Source organism: Pristimantibacillus sp. PTI5 (assembly GCF_048572955.1).
GTDB lineage: Bacteria > Bacillota > Bacilli > Paenibacillales > Paenibacillaceae > Pristimantibacillus.
This window is the reverse complement of record NZ_CP183886.1, coordinates 5,208,236-5,226,595: the sequence shown is the minus strand read 5'-3', so window position 1 is coordinate 5,226,595 and position 18,360 is coordinate 5,208,236. Positions and strand designations below refer to the sequence as shown.

The window sequence follows — 18,360 nt, the reverse complement described above, 5'->3', positions numbered from 1 at the left end:
AAAGAGCCCCTGTCCCGACCAATATTGCATTGGCCGTGATCAAGAGCTCTTATGATTTAAATATACGATAGCTCCTTCAGCAGGTTATGAATGATGGTTGCCGCTTGGGCTCTCGATAGGGACTGCTTAGGCAGAATCTGCTTCCTTGCATCGCCTTTAACAATGCCGGCCTTAATCAAGTAGGCTATGGATGGCCGCGCCCAAACAGAAGCCGCTTCGCCGTCGCTATAGTTCTCTAATATTTCAGCTTCCTCGGCGGCAGTCAAAGGAATGTGCGAATCCCCTAAGATTTGCTTAATCGCATTCGCAAGCATGACCATGCCCTGCTCCCTCGTCAAACTTGCGCTGCCGCGAAAGCTCCCGTCCTCATAGCCGCTTATCAATCCCTTCTCCGCGGCAATGAATACAGCGTCATGCTCCCACATGCCATCCTTCACATCCAAGAATCGGCTTTCTCCTTCTGCGACAGGCTTCATGAATCCGAGCGACCGGACAAGAACCGCGGCAAATTCGGAGCGAGTGACATTGCGTTTAGGCGAGAACAAATGCTCTCCCGTCCCCGTAAGGATAAGGCGCGAAGAAAGGCTGTCGATTGCTTCCTTTGCCCAGTGGCTGTCCGTATCCAAAAACGTTTGCCCGTCAGCAACCAGCGTAAACATCGAGCTATTGTTCCAATCGATTACTCTCGCATAATCGGTTTGGCCGACCCGTTCGATTACCGTCGGCAAAGGGGAGATGGAACCGTCTGCATACACGGCTGCCGCCGTTGCCGGCTTGGCCGGATCCATTTGTGCGGGCAGCGCCAAATATATAATGGTTTTCCCCGCGTTGGACATCTCCACGCTCAAATCGCCGTAGCTGAGCGATACCTCCGCAAGAATAGGGTCGGCCAGTATGGCATAGCTGCCTTTGGCCGCGGTTTCTTTCGAAAGCTTCATAACTTGCTCAGAGGCTTTGCCAAACCTGCCGCTGACTTTAATGTCGTCGCTAGAAACCGCGCTCCCGAACGAAGCTAGGTTTTTCTTCCAATCCTTGCTTGCTTCAAGAGGAAATATACCATATGCCGTATGAATGGTTAGCGTAGATCCGCTGACGTTAAGTAAATCCATTCCCGCCGCGGTCAAGCCTTCTAAGCGAACCTCTTCCGCGGCTGGGGCATGTATAGCCAGGCTATGTTTTTTTCCAGTCCCAAGCAATCGCTTTAATTCGTCCGCATCCAACACAATCGTTGTCAAGCTGCCTTCTGCCGTTTGTTCGGTTTTGGCCGCGGCAAAGGACATGGCTTGCCCATCCATCAGCGTCGTTATTAATCCGCTGCCGATAACGCCCGAATCAGAAGAAACTGTACCATTGCCGGGGTTTCCTTCACCCGGATTGCTGCCGTTTCCGTCGCCGCCTCCTTCATCCGGATTGCCGCTTTCTCCGTCCCCGGAGCCCTCGCCTTCATCCCCGCCGACGCTGCCGTCACCGCCTCCTTGCGGAGCAAGCTCGACCAGCGTCCATTTTTGCGCTGCAAACTCGTTCCGCTCCCAGAGCTGCACAGCCGTTCCGGCTTCGGTGCGGCCGCTGTCCACATCCAATCCCTTCCCGCTGTTCACGGCTACGATGCCGATCGTGCCATCCTCATTCTCTGGCAGGGTAAAGCGCTGGTTGCCGAAGCCGAAATTCCGCCAGATTTGCATTGGTGAACCGTTGTCTGATCCCGATGCGTCAAGCGCTTTCCCGCTTAAGGCTCCGCGTATCGTAAAGGTGCCGTCAACTGCCTCTTCCACATACCACTTCTGGCTTTCGGCGCCCGAATCCGTTTGAATCCTCACGCGTGCGCCGTTCGTCCCGTTGTCAGCCTCGAGCACCTTGCCGCTGTTCGGGTTTACGATTTTATAGACTTTCTCCTGCAATGGCTCCGCCGCTGCGGCAATCACGTTCTGATAGGATGCTTTCCCTCCGAAAACGTTTAAGCCAAAATAGCCCCTGGCAAAGGTCACGTCGTTTACGTCTATAATCGGCTCGCTGCCGCCGTCAAAATAAATCTTGATATTCGATCCGCTCGCAACGATTCTAATGCGGTAGGTTTTTCCGGGCGAAATGAAGGCTGGCACCTTCGCTACCAGCTGATCGTCCTGAAACGCCCCGTTATCCTTATAAAACAGACGCAATGCCTTCATATTGGGGTCGATGTTGAAATAATAGCCGCTTGATCCGTCCGCATTGGCGCGGAACAGCATGGAGGCTGCGCCGCCGGCGGAATCAAGCTTCAAATCAGCTTCGTATGTGAAATTGCGCGCGCTGAACTCCGACATATAACTCGAATCCTTATCGAACCTGCCGGAAATTCCGTCCAATGTCGTTAACCACTCTCCTTTGGTTGCAGCATGCCAGCCTGTAAGATTGGTTTGCAGCTTGCCTACGGTTACAACCGTTTGGCCTGCTACGCCGCCAGTCTGCGTCGATGCCGTTAGAACCGCTCTGCCTTCGCCGGCCGCCGTTACTTGAACGCTTCGTGAATCGGTACCGGAAACGCCGGCGACAGCAGCATTACTCGTGCTCCATGTTAATGCTTTATCGGCCGCGGAATGCGGAAGCACCGAAGCATAGAGGCGATGCGCCTGGCCGACTGCCAGCTCCAGCGTGCCGGCGTCCATTACCATTTTGCCTCCAGTTTCGCCAGCGCCAGCTTCCTCACTCCAAATGGATTTCAGCGGATATACATCCATTGAGACTACTTTTACTTCACCGCCTTTGGCGTAAAAGCTCATGCCGTCCCTTGCTGCACCCGGGAAAATCACACTCGAAATAACAGCCGTTCCGTCTTGGCCGAATACTTCAACCGAGGACTCGTCCACGAATATCCGCAATTGAATATGCCGGTTTGCATCGGGAGAAAGATTTGCTTCCTGTACCGGACGAAACAGCTCCGTAAAATCATTCCTACCTGCCGCCGTCCGATCAACGAACAGGTTATTGGAGCCGGTTTGATAGCCGATTACGGTCTTTTCCCCGCCAAGCTCCCGGACACCAAAGCCAAATTCCGCAGCCGCCTGTTCGACTGGCAGCTCCAGCTCCGCCACGATTTCATAGGCTGATCCCGTCACGCCTGCAAGCAAATTGCCGCTTTCCGGGGTGATCACTTCATTGCTCCAAGACATTGCATCCCCTCGGAGCGTTTCGAGCTCCCCGATGGGCTTCTGTACGAGATGAATGCCTCCATTTTCATTTTGTTTAAGCATCAGCTCGCGGGGAACGGACATTTGTCCTTTCCATGGCGAGGTCGGAAACGCAAAAGGATAGTCCCAGTTCGACATCCAGCCGAGCTCTACCCGGCGTCCATCAGGCATATTGGCGAAGGTCATGGCAGCATACATGTCTCTGCCGCTTTCATGGCGCAATACCGTCTCCGGAGGATTGTCGCTGGTAAAGCGTTGTCCGTCAAAGCTGCCGATAAAATATTCCGCATCCGACCCGTTCGTTTCGGCCCGTGCGCCCGTGCTGATCATCAGCACCCATTTCTTCACGCCGTCAACGACTAACGGGAAAAAGTCCGGGCATTCCCATACGCCGCCGTTGTGCACGTATGCGCCGTAGCCGAATGAATCGATGGCTGTCCAATCGAGCAAGTTCACGGAGGTGAAAAAGCGAATATGATCGCCGCCCGATACGACCATTACCCATTGATTATGCTCTTCGTCCCAAACGACCTTTGGATCGCGGAAATCCCATCCCGCTCCCGCGCCGCCAATATTTTCGATAACCGGATTGTCCTCATAGAAGGACCATGTGCGGCCTTTGTCGCTGCTGTAGGCCACCCCGATTTTCTGATTGCCGTTCCATTTATCCGGGTTAAATGACGTATAATAAGCGATTAATCCGCCTCCTGCCACACCGTTAAACAAACCGGAATTGTTTTCGGTATCCGCAACGGCCGATCCGGACCATGCATGTCCCATCTCATTCCATTCGATTGCAATCGGAAGCGGCTTCCAATGAACGAGATCCGTGCTGACCGCATGCGCCCATTGTCCGCCATCCTGATGGAAGAGATGATATTCCCCTTGGAAATAGACGAGTCCGTTCGGATCGCTCGCCCACCCTCTTGGCTGCGTAAAATGATACTGCGGTCGATATTGCTCGGCCTGATAATCCGCTTTGTCCATCAAATGAATATTTTGGAAATAAGCCGTTCCGTCCGTCACCTCCAAGCCGGCCAGGCCGCTAGAAAATTCATTATTTTGCACGGATATTGCTGGCTCAGCATAGGCCTCCAAATAAATCTTAATGTCAGCACCGCTCACGACCGCTTCAAGATGGTAGCTTTTGCCGATTTGTACGGTCAGCGGCGAACTCGCAATGACGCTTCTGTCACTTGCCCGCAGTAAGCGGATTTGGTTCGCTGCCGCATTGATCTCCGCTACGTAACCGGATTTCCCGCTTGCATTCGAACGAAAGAGAAGGCCTGCAGAGCCTGCAGCGTTAGCTACCGTTACGTCGCCTTCGAGCACCAGATCCGAAGCTGCGCTTGCAGACATGCGCGACGCTGTCCCTGTACCCGTGCTCACACCCTTCAGCCCCTCCAAGTGCGGCGTCCAAGCTCCGGTATCCGCGGACCATCCACCCAGATTCGTTTTAAAGACGCTGACCGTCATATTCTGAAATACGGCAGCTCCATTAAAGAGCTGTAACCCCACCTGACCGGCCGGATAAGCATGGTCCGTAACCGCTATTTTCGGAGCGTAACCGCCGCCAAAATAAACCTCCAGCTTCGACTGCTCCGCCTTAATCCGAACATGGTAAATTTCCCCGACCTCAAGCTCCGCCGTAAAAACGCCGAGCTCACGATCTCCGTTCGAATCGATCAGCCGTATCCGTCCGGCGTTCGGGTCGACCTGCAGCGCATAGGCCTGCGAGCCGCTCGCGTTCGAGCGAAGCAGCATCGCTGCTACGGCGTAACGGTCACGAATGAGAATGTCCGCCTCATAGGTTAGATCATCCCCGTAGGTCGAGGCTATCGTGTAAGCGTTCTCATTTTCAGAAGCAGATGCTGCCAAGCCTTGTGACGACAACGTCCACTGTCCGCTGCTGGTGTTCCAGCCGGTGATATTCGTATTGATTTCACGGGTGCTGACCTCCGTAAAATGTACATTTCCATCATAAATATGCAGGCCGACATTCCCGCTCGAATAAAAGGCACTTTGCACATCCAGCGCCAATTGTTGATCCACGTATACGCGAAGGCTCGCGCCATCCCCGCTTACTTTGACATGGTAAGGCGTACCCGGCTCCAGTGCCAGCGCATAGGGCAGGCCTACGTCTTGATTTGTCGCCCTATCGAACAATCTAACTTTGTCCATATTAGGGTCCAAGCTAACGACATAACCTTTGCTGCCGTCCGCATTCGATCGGAACACAAGCGAACCCACGCCATAAGGCGTATTTTCATCCACCGTGATGGTTGCTTCGTATTCGAAATACGAGCTGACCCCGGTCGATGACATGAAAAATGCATTGGCATCAGGTCCGCTGCTTCCGCTAACCGCCGCATTCCCTTCCGTAACCCAGCTCCCGGAAATGGGCGTGTAGCCCTGCATCTTTTTTATTACGGGTGCAGCTTCCGCGGCATATATATGCTTGGCGGCATGTATCGGAAGAAGCAATGACCACACCAGCGAAACTGTTAATAGCAACGCACCTATTCTATTAATACGCATCTATGAACCTCCTACTGTTTATAGAACAATTTATTAAAATTTATTTACACCTGCCGAGTTGTTGCTGCCGCGCCCTTGGGGACTGTTTATGCTGACTGTTCATGTGAGCTGTTCAAGTAGGCTGCTCATTCGCACTACTCATAAGGACTGCAATTGCAAATTGCTTTTGTGTGTTGCTCTTGTGTGTTCCTCTTGTGTGTTCCTCTTGTGTGTTGCTCTTGTGTGTTGCTCTTGTGTGTTCCTCTTGTGTGTTGCTCTTGTGTGTTGCTCATTCGGACTACTAATGCGGACTGCATTTGCAGATTGCTCAGGAAAGCTGATCAGGTTGGCCGCTCTTGTGGGTTGCTCACGAGGATCGCTCTTACCGAGCTCCAGTGGACACATTTGAAGATTCCTTATGCGGAATGTCTTGCGTGTTGCTCTTGTGGATTGATCTTGCGGATTGCTCTTGCGGATTGCTCTTGCATCGGATTCTCCCAACCAACCCTTTGATAAATAAAATTAACTGTAAAATCTCCAGCTAATTCTGCCGAATAGGTTTGAAAACGGCATTTACATGGAAAATATCCCGTTAATTTCGAGCAAACTGCTACTTTTCCGGAGATCTATTGGAATTAGCGGGAGAAAATCCCGTTAATTGAAACAACGCCGCCAGCACGGATCAATTAACTGGAGTAATTCCCGTTAATTAATAGGAGTAAGTTCTTTTATTTCAGCTGCATATAAATAAAGCATGCTTCGGATCGAACCGTTATAGACGCAGCTTCTGCGGACTGCTCAGGTGGACTGTATTTACAGATTACTCAGGCGGATTACTTAGGCGGACTGTATTTGCAAATTACTCAGGCGGACTGCGTTAGCAGACTCATTTGCAGATTGCCATACGAACTGCTCTTGCTGACTGCTCTTGTATCGGATTCTCCCAGCCATCCCTTTGATAAACTAAATTAACTGTAAAATCTCCAGCTAATTCTGCCGATTAAGTTTGAAAACAGCATTTACATGGAAAATATCCCGTTAATTTCGAGCAAACAGCCACTTTTCAGGAGATCGATTGGAATTAGCGGGAGAAAATCCCGTTAATTGAAACAACGTTGCCAGCACGGATCAATTAACGGGAGTAATTCCTGTTAATTCATCCGTATAAAGAAAACAGCACGCATCCAACCGAAAAGTAAGCGTTTTCCAAATAGAGTGAAAAATCATAGCATTTCCCGCTCGCTAACGCTCGATGAAGAGCAATAAGCGCGACATCGCTCTTATTGCCGTTCATCTGAGTTTTCCTTACTCTTCCGTCAATGCATCCGCGATAGACGGCTTCGCCTCAACCGTCGGCATCCACGGGGCAGCATCATCCTCGTCTACCTTGCAAATGCACCCGCGATAGTCGTAATCGCTCCAAGCGTCGGCATCGACGGGATAGCTCCCTTGCCGGTGGCGGCGAGCGCGCCCATTGCGTTAGCGAACGCGAGCATCGATTCCAGCTGCGGCTGAGTCCAACCATTTTGAGCAGCTGCCTCAAGTTCAGTCAGCAGGGAATAAAGAATGCCTGCGAAGAAGGCATCACCCGCCCCTGTCGTATCCATCACGTCTACCTTATAGCCAGCATGCGAAGCGGTTGCCTCGCCTGCCCGGCAATAGCTTCCATCTGCGCCCAGCGTAACCAGCAGCATAAATAGGGATGGGAATTGCTCTGCCAGCTGCTTGGTTCCCGTCTCGAGATCACCGGTTCCCGTTAAGAACAGAAGCTCCTCCTCCGACAGCTTTACCACATTCGCATACTGAAGCCCTTCCAATATGCGATCCTTCGCCGCAGCTTCATTTTCCCATAGCGACAAGCGCAAATTCGGATCATAGGAGATGAGCATCCCTTTGCTTCTCGCATAAGCGGCCGTGCTCAGGGTTGCTGTCCGAGAGGGCTCGTGCGTCATTGAGATCGATCCGTAATGAAAGATTTTGGCCGAATCGATCAGCGCGCGGTTGATATCATCCTCATGCAGCATATGGTCGGCGCCCGGCTGACGGTAGAAGGAGAAGGAACGGTCGCCGTCTGCGTCCAGATGGACGAACGCAAGCGTCGTTTTGGCCACCGACGTGAGCAGCAGCCCCTCCGTGCCGATGCCGCATTGCTCCAGCACATCCTTCAAATAACGGCCGAACGCATCCTCGCCTACCGCTCCGATAAACGAAGTCGCGAGGCCCAGCTTGGCTAAAGCAGCCAGCACGTTCGCAGGCGCACCGCCCGGATTTTGTTCGAATAGCGGCTGCCCCTGCTCGGATACGCCATGCGGCGTGAAGTCGATCAGCAGCTCGCCAAGCGCAACAACATCCAAGCCTTTATCAGTCCTAGCATTATCCTGCGTTACCAAATCGAGCTCAACTCCCATGCATCCAACGTGTCGAGCTTCGCCGATCCGCCTCGGGCGAAAAAGGAAATTCCTGTGTCCTTCGGATTCGGGTAAACCCGATTGGTTATAGCGATTCGACCCTCGCCGGCAAACAATTCGATCGATGAACGATCGAGGAACAGCCTTATCCGCAGCCGTCCGTCCGCTTGCACCGGCAGCGGCGCTTCACTAACTCCGCCGTCGCCCTCGCCGCCCAGATTGCGGTCCATATAAATTTTCTGCTCCGTAATGGAATAGCGAATTTCCGTATAGCCAGAACCATCCTCCGAGCAGCGGACACGGACGCCTACCTCTGACGCATCCGTGACGGCCAGATCATAAACCATATCCAATTCGAGCGAATCACCTCGAACGCCGTTTATCGCTACAAACTCATTGTCCGTCAGAGCGACATCTGCAGCAGCAGTATGCAATCCGCGCAGCGCAGCGAGCTCCGGTACCGGATGGCTGCGCAGCGTGCCGTCTTCCGCAAGCGTAAGCTCGCGCGGCAATGTCATGCCGCCAAGCCAACCATGGGCTTGCTCCGGCATCGTTGCTCCCCAAATGTTCATCCAAGCGATCATAATTCTTCTGCCTTTATCGTCAAGCAGCGTTTGCGGAGCATAGAAATCGAAACCGTAATCGATTTGCGCCGCATGCTTTTGCTCAAAACGGCAGCTGTCATAATCAAAATTTCCGGCAAGATACAAGTTTTTGACCGGTGCAATGTTCATTGGAGAGATAAGCAACACATGCTGATGATCCGTTCCGAGTGGAAATAGATCCGGGCATTCCCACATATCGCCCATCGTGCCGTCGCTCTCGGCCGCAGCTCCTTGATAGTCCCAGCTGAGCAGATCGGACGAAGTATAAATAATGCCTTTACCGATTCCGTCTTTGCCATAACCGACGATCATGTACCACTTCTCTCCGTGCTTCCATACCTTCGGGTCGCGGAAACCGAAGCGCTCGGCATCCGGCGAATCGCCGATTACGGGATTAGCGGTATGTTTATGGAAAGTCACGCCGTCCGTGCTGGCCGCAAGACACTGCACCTCTTCCGGCGTTTTACCGTCAACATGGCCCGTATAAATGAGCGTCAATACACCGTTGTTGTCTACCGCGCTTCCAGACCAGCAGCCCTGTCCGGCATTCCCGCCCATGTCGTATTCCCCGGACGGCGCAAGCGCAACCGGCAAATGCTCCCAATGGACCAGATCCTTGCTTCTGGCATGCCCCCAATGCATCGGTCCTTGCTTCGCTTGATAAGGATCATGCTGATAGAACAAATGATAATGCCCGTCAAAATAAATCATCCCGTTCGGATCATTCATCCAGCCCGCCGGCGGCATCATATGATAGTGGAGCCGATATGTTCCATCCAACTTTTTCGAATTCTCTCTCCAGGCTTTTTCGGCTTGCGCGATAAAAGCCTGATGCCCATCCTGCTTGCTTACCGTATTTTTCATCCCACTCACCTATCCTTGCTTGCTATTTTTATTTATGCCAAATGGATTTTAATCGATAGACGTCAACGCTCCGGAATACGGCGGAACCGCCGCTCGCAAATAACTCGAGGCCATGGCTGCCGGGCGCCGGATATACCAAAACCGTAAAAACCTTCTCCCCGTTGTCGATAAACAGTTCAATCACCGATTCATCGACAAAAGCATGGAAAGTGATTCGATTATTCGCTGCCTTGTATGGGGCGGTAAACCGTTTGCCAAAATCAAACGGCTCACCCTCGCGATTGATAAAATCATTCCGCCCGGCATGCATCCGGTCCACAAAAACGGTCTGCCCCTCCGTGTCATACCCGAAAGCCGCTGATTCAGCGCCTGACTGCGAGCAGAGCACGCGGAGCCCGAAGGACTGGGCGTCCCTCCATTCCATATCCGCGACCAGCTCGAAAGAGGCGCCTTGAAAGTCAAGCTTCACCGCTTGATCATCCGCTTCGACGAACGCAAACCGCAGCGCGTCGGTTCGTAACCGCTTAAGCTCTTCAATCGGCTTCTGGCAAAGTCCAATCAAACCTTCGGTATCTGTCCGAAGCTCAAGCGTGCGCGGCACCGACATTCCGCCCTTCCATGGCTCCGTCGGTCCGGCAAACGGATATTTCCAGTTCGACATCCAGCCCAGCCAAACGCTGCGCCCGTCCTCCTCCGGAAGATCGGAATAAGTCACCGCCGCATAAAAATCTTGGCCATAATCGGTCCAACGGATATGCCCGCCTGACGCGTCATCGTTTATGAAGCGTTGCCCATCGAACTCCCCAATAAAATATTGCGCGGTCGATCCATCGGTTTCTTTGTTATCGCCAATGCTGACATGCAGCACCCATTTCAAGCGGCCGGCATCCCCGTCTACGGGAAGGCAAAACAGGTCGGGACATTCCCACACCGCCGCTTGGGAGCCCTGCCCTTCGCCGAACTCGCTCTCGAAGCGCCACGCCGTCAGATTGCTTGACGAATAAAAATGGACTTTTTTATCAACGGAAACGACCATCACCCATTTGCCGCTCGGCTCATGCCAGAGCACCTTCGGGTCGCGGAAATCGGGTACGCCTGGATTTGCAATAACCGGATTGCCGGCATATTTGGTCCAGCTCATTCCAGAATCAGAGCTATAAGCAAGGCTTTGGGATTGCAAGCCGTCCTTGTAATGGGTGAACAGGGCAACCAGCCCGGCTACTCCTCCGAATAATCCGCTCGTATCTTGTTTGTCTACGACACAGCAGCCAGACCATATATCGCCAAGCTCATCGGAAACCAGAGCAAGCGGCAAATGCTCCCAGTGGATAAGGTCACGGCTGACCGCATGCCCCCATCTTCCAGTAAACTGGTAAAACTGATGATAGATGCCTTCAAAAAATACCATGCCATTCGGATCGCTCATCGGTCCGTTTGGCGGTGTGAGATGAAATTGCGGCCGAAACCGCTCCTTATATAGCTCCGTCACGCTTTTCCCTCCAATTACACAGTCTTAATCCGCTCGAACGGATACGGCAAGCTTCGTCAGCGTCGTTTTTCCGCCTCGCGAATACCAGCCCCATGCTTGCCCCGGCATTTTATAAATTCTCGTCGTTAATGCGGAATCCCCAATATAAAAGACGGCTACATCATTCTCGATTACAATCGTAAACGGATAATCGACGTTTGGCTCGAACGCAACCGGCACCTGCACATCAGGCTCTAACGAGGATAACGTCTCCCCTCCGGCCGCGTCATAGCGAATGCGGTCCTTGCCCGGCTCCAGTTGGATGCCGTAAGCCTTCTCCGGCTCCTCGCCAACACCTGTTACGAGTCCGCTGTAAGTTACCTTTTCATCAAAACGCACGCTGCCCGTAATTTTTGCCGTCTGCGGCATCTGCCCGAAAATAATGCCGCTGACGCCCGCAGCGCCGTCCATCCCATAGTCACTATCCTTATTCGTTACCGACCCAAGCTGCCTTGCTTCCCCTAATGGAGAAGGCTTAGACAATAAGCGATCGACCTCATCCGGCACTTTAATGCCGAGTGCGCCGGCCTCGCCGATAACCATTTCATGCGCAACCATATTGCCTGCCCAGTCCCATTTCATATAGTCCTTCTCCAGCTGGCGCGTCGGCACCCAGCCGAACAGGAAGCGGCGCTCGCCCAAGCTGCCTGTTTTGGCCGCGTAGAACGCTCTACCGTCGAATACATCCTTCTCGGGTTTGACCCATGGTCCGTTCAGCGAATCGCTTATCCGGTAATGCGTCGACTTCTTGTCGCTGAACTCCGAGAACACGAGTACCCATTTCCCGTTCATCCGGAAAACATCCGGACATTCCAGCATGAAGAAAGAGGATGCAGCATCGACCGATAACGGCTCGCGAACCTCCCATTCGCTCAGGTCCTTGGAAGCAAACAAAGCAATGACGCCGCCCGTGCCTTCCTTCCTTGCGCTGAGCAGCAGCCAATATTCGCCTTGCTCCTCGTTATACAATACGAAGGGATCTCTAAAATCATCCTTCTCATAGCCCTCCGGCGCATAAAAGGTATCCTCCGGAACCTTCGTCCAGCTTTTCAAATCTTTGCTGACCGCATGCATTACAGCTTCCTTCGGCTTTCCTTGATCGGGAAACTTCCAATTATGGCCGGTATAAAACGCATGGTACGTATCGCCTGCTTTTATGACGCTGCCCGTGCCAATCGCCAAGTCCTGGTCTGCCTCTTGGCCGAACGGGATGGACTCCCCTGCGTAGTCATAGTCGGTCAAATTAGCGGTCGAAGCCTGATGCCAAGGATGGAAGCCGGGAGCGCCGTCGCGCCAATCCTGCAAATAAAACAAATGAATTCGGTCATTATCGCTAAATGGCATGACATCGCCTACCCAGCCCTCGGCCGGTTTCCAGAACAGACGATCCTCAGCCCGCTTCACTTCGTCCGAGGGCGCTGCCGTTACGGCTGGATCTGCTGCGGCTGTCGCGCTTGGCGCCGCCGTTTCACCGGGATCAGCCGTATTCCTGTTGCTGCATGCACTCGCCAGCACTGCGGCTGCTAGAGCGATTGCGGCCAGCCGCACCGTTTTTGAAAGCTTATTATGAATACGATTCTCCTCCTTGCTACGAGCCTATAACTATACCCGCCGCCATGCATGCATGACGGCGGATAGTTGCAAGGCTATTTATTGGGTCAGTGTGATTTTGATGCCTTCTTCCAGCATAGCTTTGGCAGTAGCGGCAAATGTGCCTACCGGCGTGCCGTCCTTGATGCCTGTCAATGCAGCCGTGTTAGCATCCCAATACTTCTCGACGCCGATTGGCGCAAATAGGATTTTGGTGCCAAGCTCGTTCATTTGATCGACTTTTTCTTGGCCAAATTGCTTCACGTTGTTTTCTGTTGCTACCTTAAGCTCGTTCTCGGACATCATTTTGATAAATACGGCAGCGCCCTGCGGGTTTTTCGAAACCGTTGGGATCGACCAGCCTGACATTCCGCCTGGGCCAACATCCTTTGTACCTTTAGGTCCAGTCGGTACCGGAACGAAATCAAGCTCATAATCGCTTTTGAATACCGTAAAGCCGCCGAAGCCGTATTCTGCCGTCATAGCCAGCTTGCCGTTTTTGAACTCTGCGTTAAAATAGTCGCCTTCTTTGTCTTTATCGATGAATTTGTCTTTCAGAAGAGCATCCTGCGTGAATTGCATAGCTTCCTTCATATTGTCGGAATCGTAATTCGTAGTGATCGAGCCGTCTTCATTATAAGAAAGGTTAGTTACGCCGTTCGATGCCACCATCAGCGGGTAGCCGGCATCCCACCAGCCGAAACCGAATTGGTCGCTTTTGCCGTCGCCGTCTGTATCCTGCGTAAGCTCAAGCGCAGTGGACCGGAATGTATCCCAAGTCCAGTTGCCTTCTTTATAAAGCTCGCCTGGCGTTTTTACGCCATTGTTGTCAAAAAGCGTTTTGTTGTAGTAAATGACGATCGGAGCAGCGCCGACGCCAGCCGCATAAGGCTTGCCGCCGAAAGAGAATGCTTTCGTTACGGAAGAGTTCCAGAACGGATCCGACAGATCCATGTATTGATCAAGCGGCTGTATGATCTTTTTCAAAGGATACACCGGGAAGTTTTGGTCGTTCGCCTGCGCGACATCCACTTGGTCCCCTGCGTTAACCATCGAGATCAGCGTGGACTTTTGGTCGCCCCATGGCACCGCGATAACATTAACTTTGCCGCCGTAAGCTTGTTCGAACTGTGCAACCGTTTCCCATACGGCGTCAAAAGCAGCAGGGTTTGCCGCTTTGTTCTCGTCATATTGCTCTTTGGAAGTATGATATAGGATCGTAATATTGCCGTTTTCAAGCTTAGGCGCTTCTTCCTTCGCCTCTTCCGTTGCTTCCGGGCTGTTGCCGCCGCTGTTCGCCGCGCCTTCGTTTGTTTTGTTATTGCCGCCGTTATTGCCCGAGCAGCCAGCCAATACGGTAACGAGCATTACGACAGCAGCCAGCATCATCGCGAATGTTTTCATATTTTTGACCATTTTAAAAAAGCCTCCCCTAATTTAAGTTCATTTGTGTTACGCATGACACCCTTATGAATCGGCCATTCCTCTAAAAATTGACTCTGAAACCCGGGCCTCGCCTCCCTTCATAACGAGCTGTCCGATCGCTCATCCATTATTTAATCGCGACATGCTCGATGCTGTCCGTGAAGTAGCGCTGCGTAACCAAATAAAGAATAAACAGCGGCAATATCGCGAGCAGTGCGCCTGCTTGAATCCGCGTCACCACGACAAGCGGGTCGCTGATCGTCTGCACGTTGACGACGGCTTGAAGATCTACCCGGAGGGATGAGAGCGCGATCGCGAAGTTTTTCTTTAAGTTGCCGAGCAGCAGATTCGACATATAAAACTCATTCCAATGCCATACGAAGGAGAATAGGAATACCGTGATGATGGCATTTTTTGCATTGGGAAGCATGACGGTAAAAAAGGTTTTGAACGGCCCGCAGCCGTCCATGTAGGCCGCATCCTCAAGCTCATTCGGCATACCTTTGAAGAACTGCCGGAAAATAAAGATGTACAAGCCTGAGCGAAGTCCCATTCCAAGCAATGAAGGCAGGAAAAATGCCCAGTAGCTGCCCACGAGACTGATGGAATCCGGTCCGCCTGTCACCATCGACGTCAGCTTCATCAAGCCAAAAGCATCAAAGTATTTCATGTCGGCATACAGCGGTAAAATAATGGTTTGCACCGGCACGACCAGCGTCAAAATAACGAGCGTGAACAGGGTTCCCGAGAAAGGAAACTTGAATCTCGCAAAGCCGTACGCGACGAAGGCGCAGGACAGCACGTCCAGAAGCCCGCAGCCGATCCCGATAATCAAGCTGTTTTCGAGCGCATCCCAGAAGTCCATGACCCGCAGCGCATCGGTAAAGTTGCTCAGCGTAAACGTCTTCGGCACCCAGATCACGCTGGGATCCATCGCCTCCTCTGGACGGCGGAGCGCCATGCTGAGCATATACAAGAGCGGATAAAGCAGCTGATACGCCAGCGCCGCAAGAAGTGAGAAACGTAAGATGGAAGATAAGGTTTTCCTTGCCCGTTTCAGCTGTTTTTTCTGAATGATTGCATTCAAGTCGAGTTCCCCGCTTTCCGTTTAATCCTGCATGTAGACGATGCGTTTCTTGAGCAGCAGGTAGACAGCGCCTAGGAATACGGCGATTAATACGCAGTACAGCCAAGCCAGCGCACTGCTGTAACCGAATCTGACCTGCGAGAAAGCCGTATTGTAAATCATTAGAATGACGCTGTTTCCGTAATCCGTGAACGTGTCGATAATGGTGTACACGATGTTCAGCAGCATCATTGGCGTAAGCATCGGCAGCGTTATTTTCCAAAACTGCTCCCAAGGCCTTGCGCCTTCAATGGAGGAAGCCTCGTACAAAAAGCCGGGTATGGCATGGAGGCCGGCAAGGAAGAGCAGCACCTGTACGCCCGATCGCCAGGTGAGGTCAAAGATTCGGGCGATGATGTTATTGAAAATTTCAATCAGCTGCGCCCCGAGTCCGAGCTCCTGCAGAATACCGTTAATGCCGGCTCCCGTGAACAAATAAACGCTTTCTGCTCCGCCGCGCATGCCTTGGGAGAATACATCCTCCTTCAAAATTTGCATCAGCACGCCTGAGGCGATAATAACCGGAAGGAAAGATACCGCCCGCATAAACCCCCTGCCCCGAAACTTATGTTTGAGGAGCACAGCTACGAATAGGCTGTAAACCAAAATCAGCGGAACGCCGTACAGCATGTTGATAAAGGAATTGACGGCCTCTCTAATGAAGGCCGGGTCTTTAAATAAGGCGTACTCGAAATTGTCCCAGCCGATGAACACGCCGCGCAGCCCCTCGGGCGTCATCTCCATGTTTTGAAACGAGAAGACGAGCGACGTGAACAGCGGTTTTGCGAAAAACAAGATAAAGCCTAAAATCCAGGGCAGTACGAATAAAAAACCGTACAGCTCCTTTTTCTTCGTATAAGGCAAAGCCCGTAGTTGTCTAAACATGCGTTCACCCCCTAACGGATGAGGTAGCCTAGCGCCGGAATGCTCTCAGCGCCAACGGCAGCCATCTCATTGTTGTAATTGACGACGGCTGTCTTGCCGTTCTCGAACGTTGTGCGGTATACGCCTTCTTGCAGCTTCTCATGGTCCGTAATCGCAAGACCCGTCAGGCCGCCAAGCGCTTCGTTCAAACGATCGTATTGCTCCTTCATATCCTCGTAAAGCAAATTAAAATCAGCACTGTAAAGCGAATCAAATTCGGTATGGCTTAGCAGCGAGGAATCCCTTGCAATAAACTTATAGGCCGGATAGGTTCCGGTTTCTATTAATTTCAGCAAATACTTCTGCGGCATGCTCGAGAGATTAATAGGCTCGCTGTAAGCAGGCAGAATTCCGCTCAGCGCGATGCTGTAGAACGGTACTTCCTCATCTTCTGTGTCAAAGCCGCTTGCGAATAAAGGGACATCCGACAAGCTTTGCGCATATGGGAACGTGTATGCATTCGGCTGATCGAACATGAGGCCGCCGAGATTGCTTTGCCCCTTCTGGAGGCCGCTTTCCCAGGTTGTGCCCGTCACGTTCTTCGGCTGGCTGCCGCGCCGGAAATCCGAGTAAATAAACGAACCGACCGATTGTAAGGATACATGCTTCAGGCCTGCCTTGGCCGCGGCTGCGGTAAAGCGGTCAATGGCCTCATTAACCGAGGTTGGCTTCAGCAAGTACCAACGCTTTAAATCCTTGTTTTTCATCTGGTCGCTCATGCGGTAATCATATTTCAGTGCCGGCGCCCGGCTGATTCCTTTTGCGGTATCCGAGAACCTGCTGAAGCCGTTTCCGCCTTCATACAATTTGACGGGATCGGCAGCCGGATAAAAAGCTACGCCATTTGACTCCAGCTCCTTCGCCAGCTTCTTGAAGGCCTTGTTTCCGCCAAGCCTTCCCTCCGCGTCCAGCGATACGGGAACCTCGCCTTTTGCTCCCCCTGCCGTCCAGCCTTCAAGCCGCAGCGCCAAGTTTGCAATCCCGTCATCGAGCAGGCGATTTGCGGCCTGGCCGGCATCCTTAAAGGAGGTTAGCACTTCTACTGTGTTGTAGGGAATGCCGAGAAAGGTCGCTTTTTTCTTCACGCCGCCGACAAAGTCAACAAGCAAAGGAAGTGATTTGCCGTCTGCTGCAGTCTTGGATTCCGCTGGCTTTACGCCCTGCTCATCCTGCAAATAATTGCGGTACCTGCTTGCCATTCCTGCGTAATCGGCATCGGCGTCATGAAGGAAAAAGTATTTCACCTCATAATCAATGCCGCCTGTCATTGACTGCGAAGCCCGCGTTACCTGCTTCTCGTTTAACGTGCCTTCAAGCAGCAGATTGGTTTCGAACTCGATCAGATTCAAATAACTGAAAATGTTGTTATACGTATTGTTTTTGCCGCTTACTTCCGCCGTAATGCCCGCTTGGTAAGCCCCTTGATGAATGACGGCGATAAAGGCAGACGATTCCTTTTTCATTCCGAACACCGGAAGGCGAATCGCTTCCTTCTGATCGGCTTTGCTCGGATAATCGAGCGCCTGATCCCCGCCGTACACTCTTTCGTTGTAGCTTTTATAGCTGCTTTTGCTGTTGTTGAAGTTGATCAGCGCGCCGCTGCCGTCGGGCACGAACATATAGCCTTCGTCCGTGCTGCCCGCCGCCCCGAAGAACGGCAGCAGGCTGATGTTAACCAGCTTGAATTTATCCTGCTGCTTAATGCCGCCTGTCAGTATGGCTGCCGTTAAGCCATCGTCCGAAAGCGTGTAACGGACCGGTACGGTAAAGCCTGCTTTCGGAAATTCATAAGTGACCTCAATGCCGCCTTGCACCTTGCTCCAGCTTGGCTGTTTTTCCTTGACGCTGCCCGTAAAGCTGTTTAGCTGGAACGGCTTGTTTAGATCATCCACGTAATCAAGCAGTAGCTGCGCGGATAAATCCATTTTTTTGGCGCCCTTGGCGAGCTTATCCGAGTCCCGGTCAACCGGGTTGCTCTGCCAAAGCGCACCTGACTCCTTATCCGTCACCCTAATTTCAGCAGTGCCCGGATTATAATCAAGCGTGAGTCTGCCGCTGTCCGCAACACGCTGGAAGTCACCGGTTTGTGCTGCTTTTACTGCCGTGCCCGCTGCGGAATGAACCTTAATTCCGCTCGTTGAAGCGATAATAAGCAGCATTGCCGTCATGAAGGCTGTCCATATTCGTAATCTCAAGCTGCCCCCCCCTT

At 52.4% G+C, this 18,360-nt stretch carries 9 protein-coding genes; all 9 read right to left on the bottom strand.

Going from position 1 to position 18,360, the window contains the following annotated elements:
• Window positions 1-56: 56 nt before the first annotated feature.
• The 9 genes from ACN6MW_RS23350 to ACN6MW_RS23310 all read right to left on the bottom strand — a co-directional run bounded on the left by ACN6MW_RS23350 (window position 57) and on the right by ACN6MW_RS23310 (window position 18,346).
• Window positions 57-5,702, bottom strand: coding sequence for a GH32 C-terminal domain-containing protein (locus ACN6MW_RS23350; protein WP_419872281.1), 5,646 nt, complete (start codon window positions 5,700-5,702; stop codon window positions 57-59).
• Window positions 5,703-7,063: 1,361 nt separating this feature from the next.
• Window positions 7,064-8,071, bottom strand: coding sequence for a PfkB family carbohydrate kinase (locus ACN6MW_RS23345; protein ID WP_419872280.1), 1,008 nt, complete (start codon window positions 8,069-8,071; stop codon window positions 7,064-7,066).
• On the bottom strand, window positions 8,065-9,558 hold the full coding sequence (locus tag ACN6MW_RS23340) for a glycoside hydrolase family 32 protein (protein WP_419872279.1): 1,494 nt from the start codon (window positions 9,556-9,558) through the stop codon (window positions 8,065-8,067). The genes ACN6MW_RS23345 and ACN6MW_RS23340 overlap by 7 nt, the downstream gene beginning before the upstream one ends.
• 28 nt (window positions 9,559-9,586) lie before the next feature.
• Window positions 9,587-11,047 (bottom strand): glycoside hydrolase family 32 protein, encoded by a 1,461-nt coding sequence (locus ACN6MW_RS23335; protein WP_419872278.1) that lies wholly within the window; start codon window positions 11,045-11,047, stop codon window positions 9,587-9,589.
• 24 nt (window positions 11,048-11,071) lie between these two features.
• Window positions 11,072-12,634: a family 43 glycosylhydrolase gene (locus ACN6MW_RS23330; protein WP_419872277.1), complete on the bottom strand. Its 1,563-nt coding sequence runs from the start codon at window positions 12,632-12,634 to the stop codon at window positions 11,072-11,074.
• Window positions 12,635-12,736: 102 nt separating this feature from the next.
• Window positions 12,737-14,092, bottom strand: a complete 1,356-nt coding sequence (locus ACN6MW_RS23325; RefSeq protein ID WP_419872276.1) for an ABC transporter substrate-binding protein — start codon at window positions 14,090-14,092, stop codon at window positions 12,737-12,739.
• 136 nt (window positions 14,093-14,228) lie between these two features.
• Complete coding sequence (locus ACN6MW_RS23320; protein WP_419872275.1) at window positions 14,229-15,188, bottom strand: carbohydrate ABC transporter permease; 960 nt, start codon at window positions 15,186-15,188, stop codon at window positions 14,229-14,231.
• A 21-nt stretch (window positions 15,189-15,209) separates the two neighbouring features.
• Window positions 15,210-16,112, bottom strand: a complete 903-nt coding sequence (locus ACN6MW_RS23315) for a carbohydrate ABC transporter permease (RefSeq protein WP_419872274.1) — start codon at window positions 16,110-16,112, stop codon at window positions 15,210-15,212.
• Between the two features lie 11 nt (window positions 16,113-16,123).
• Window positions 16,124-18,346 (bottom strand): DUF5696 domain-containing protein, encoded by a 2,223-nt coding sequence (locus ACN6MW_RS23310; protein ID WP_419872273.1) that lies wholly within the window; start codon window positions 18,344-18,346, stop codon window positions 16,124-16,126.
• Window positions 18,347-18,360: the final 14 nt, after the last annotated feature.

Excerpts from the sequence above, each read along its gene's own strand:
- ACN6MW_RS23325 (WP_419872276.1), bottom strand. The coding sequence starts at position 14,092 with ATGGTCAAAAATATGAAAACATTCGCGATGATGCTGGCTGCTGTCGTA.
- ACN6MW_RS23350 (WP_419872281.1), bottom strand. The coding sequence starts at position 5,702 with ATGCGTATTAATAGAATAGGTGCGTTGCTATTAACAGTTTCGCTGGTG.
- ACN6MW_RS23315 (WP_419872274.1), bottom strand. The coding sequence starts at position 16,112 with ATGTTTAGACAACTACGGGCTTTGCCTTATACGAAGAAAAAGGAGCTG.
- ACN6MW_RS23340 (WP_419872279.1), bottom strand. The coding sequence starts at position 9,558 with ATGAAAAATACGGTAAGCAAGCAGGATGGGCATCAGGCTTTTATCGCG.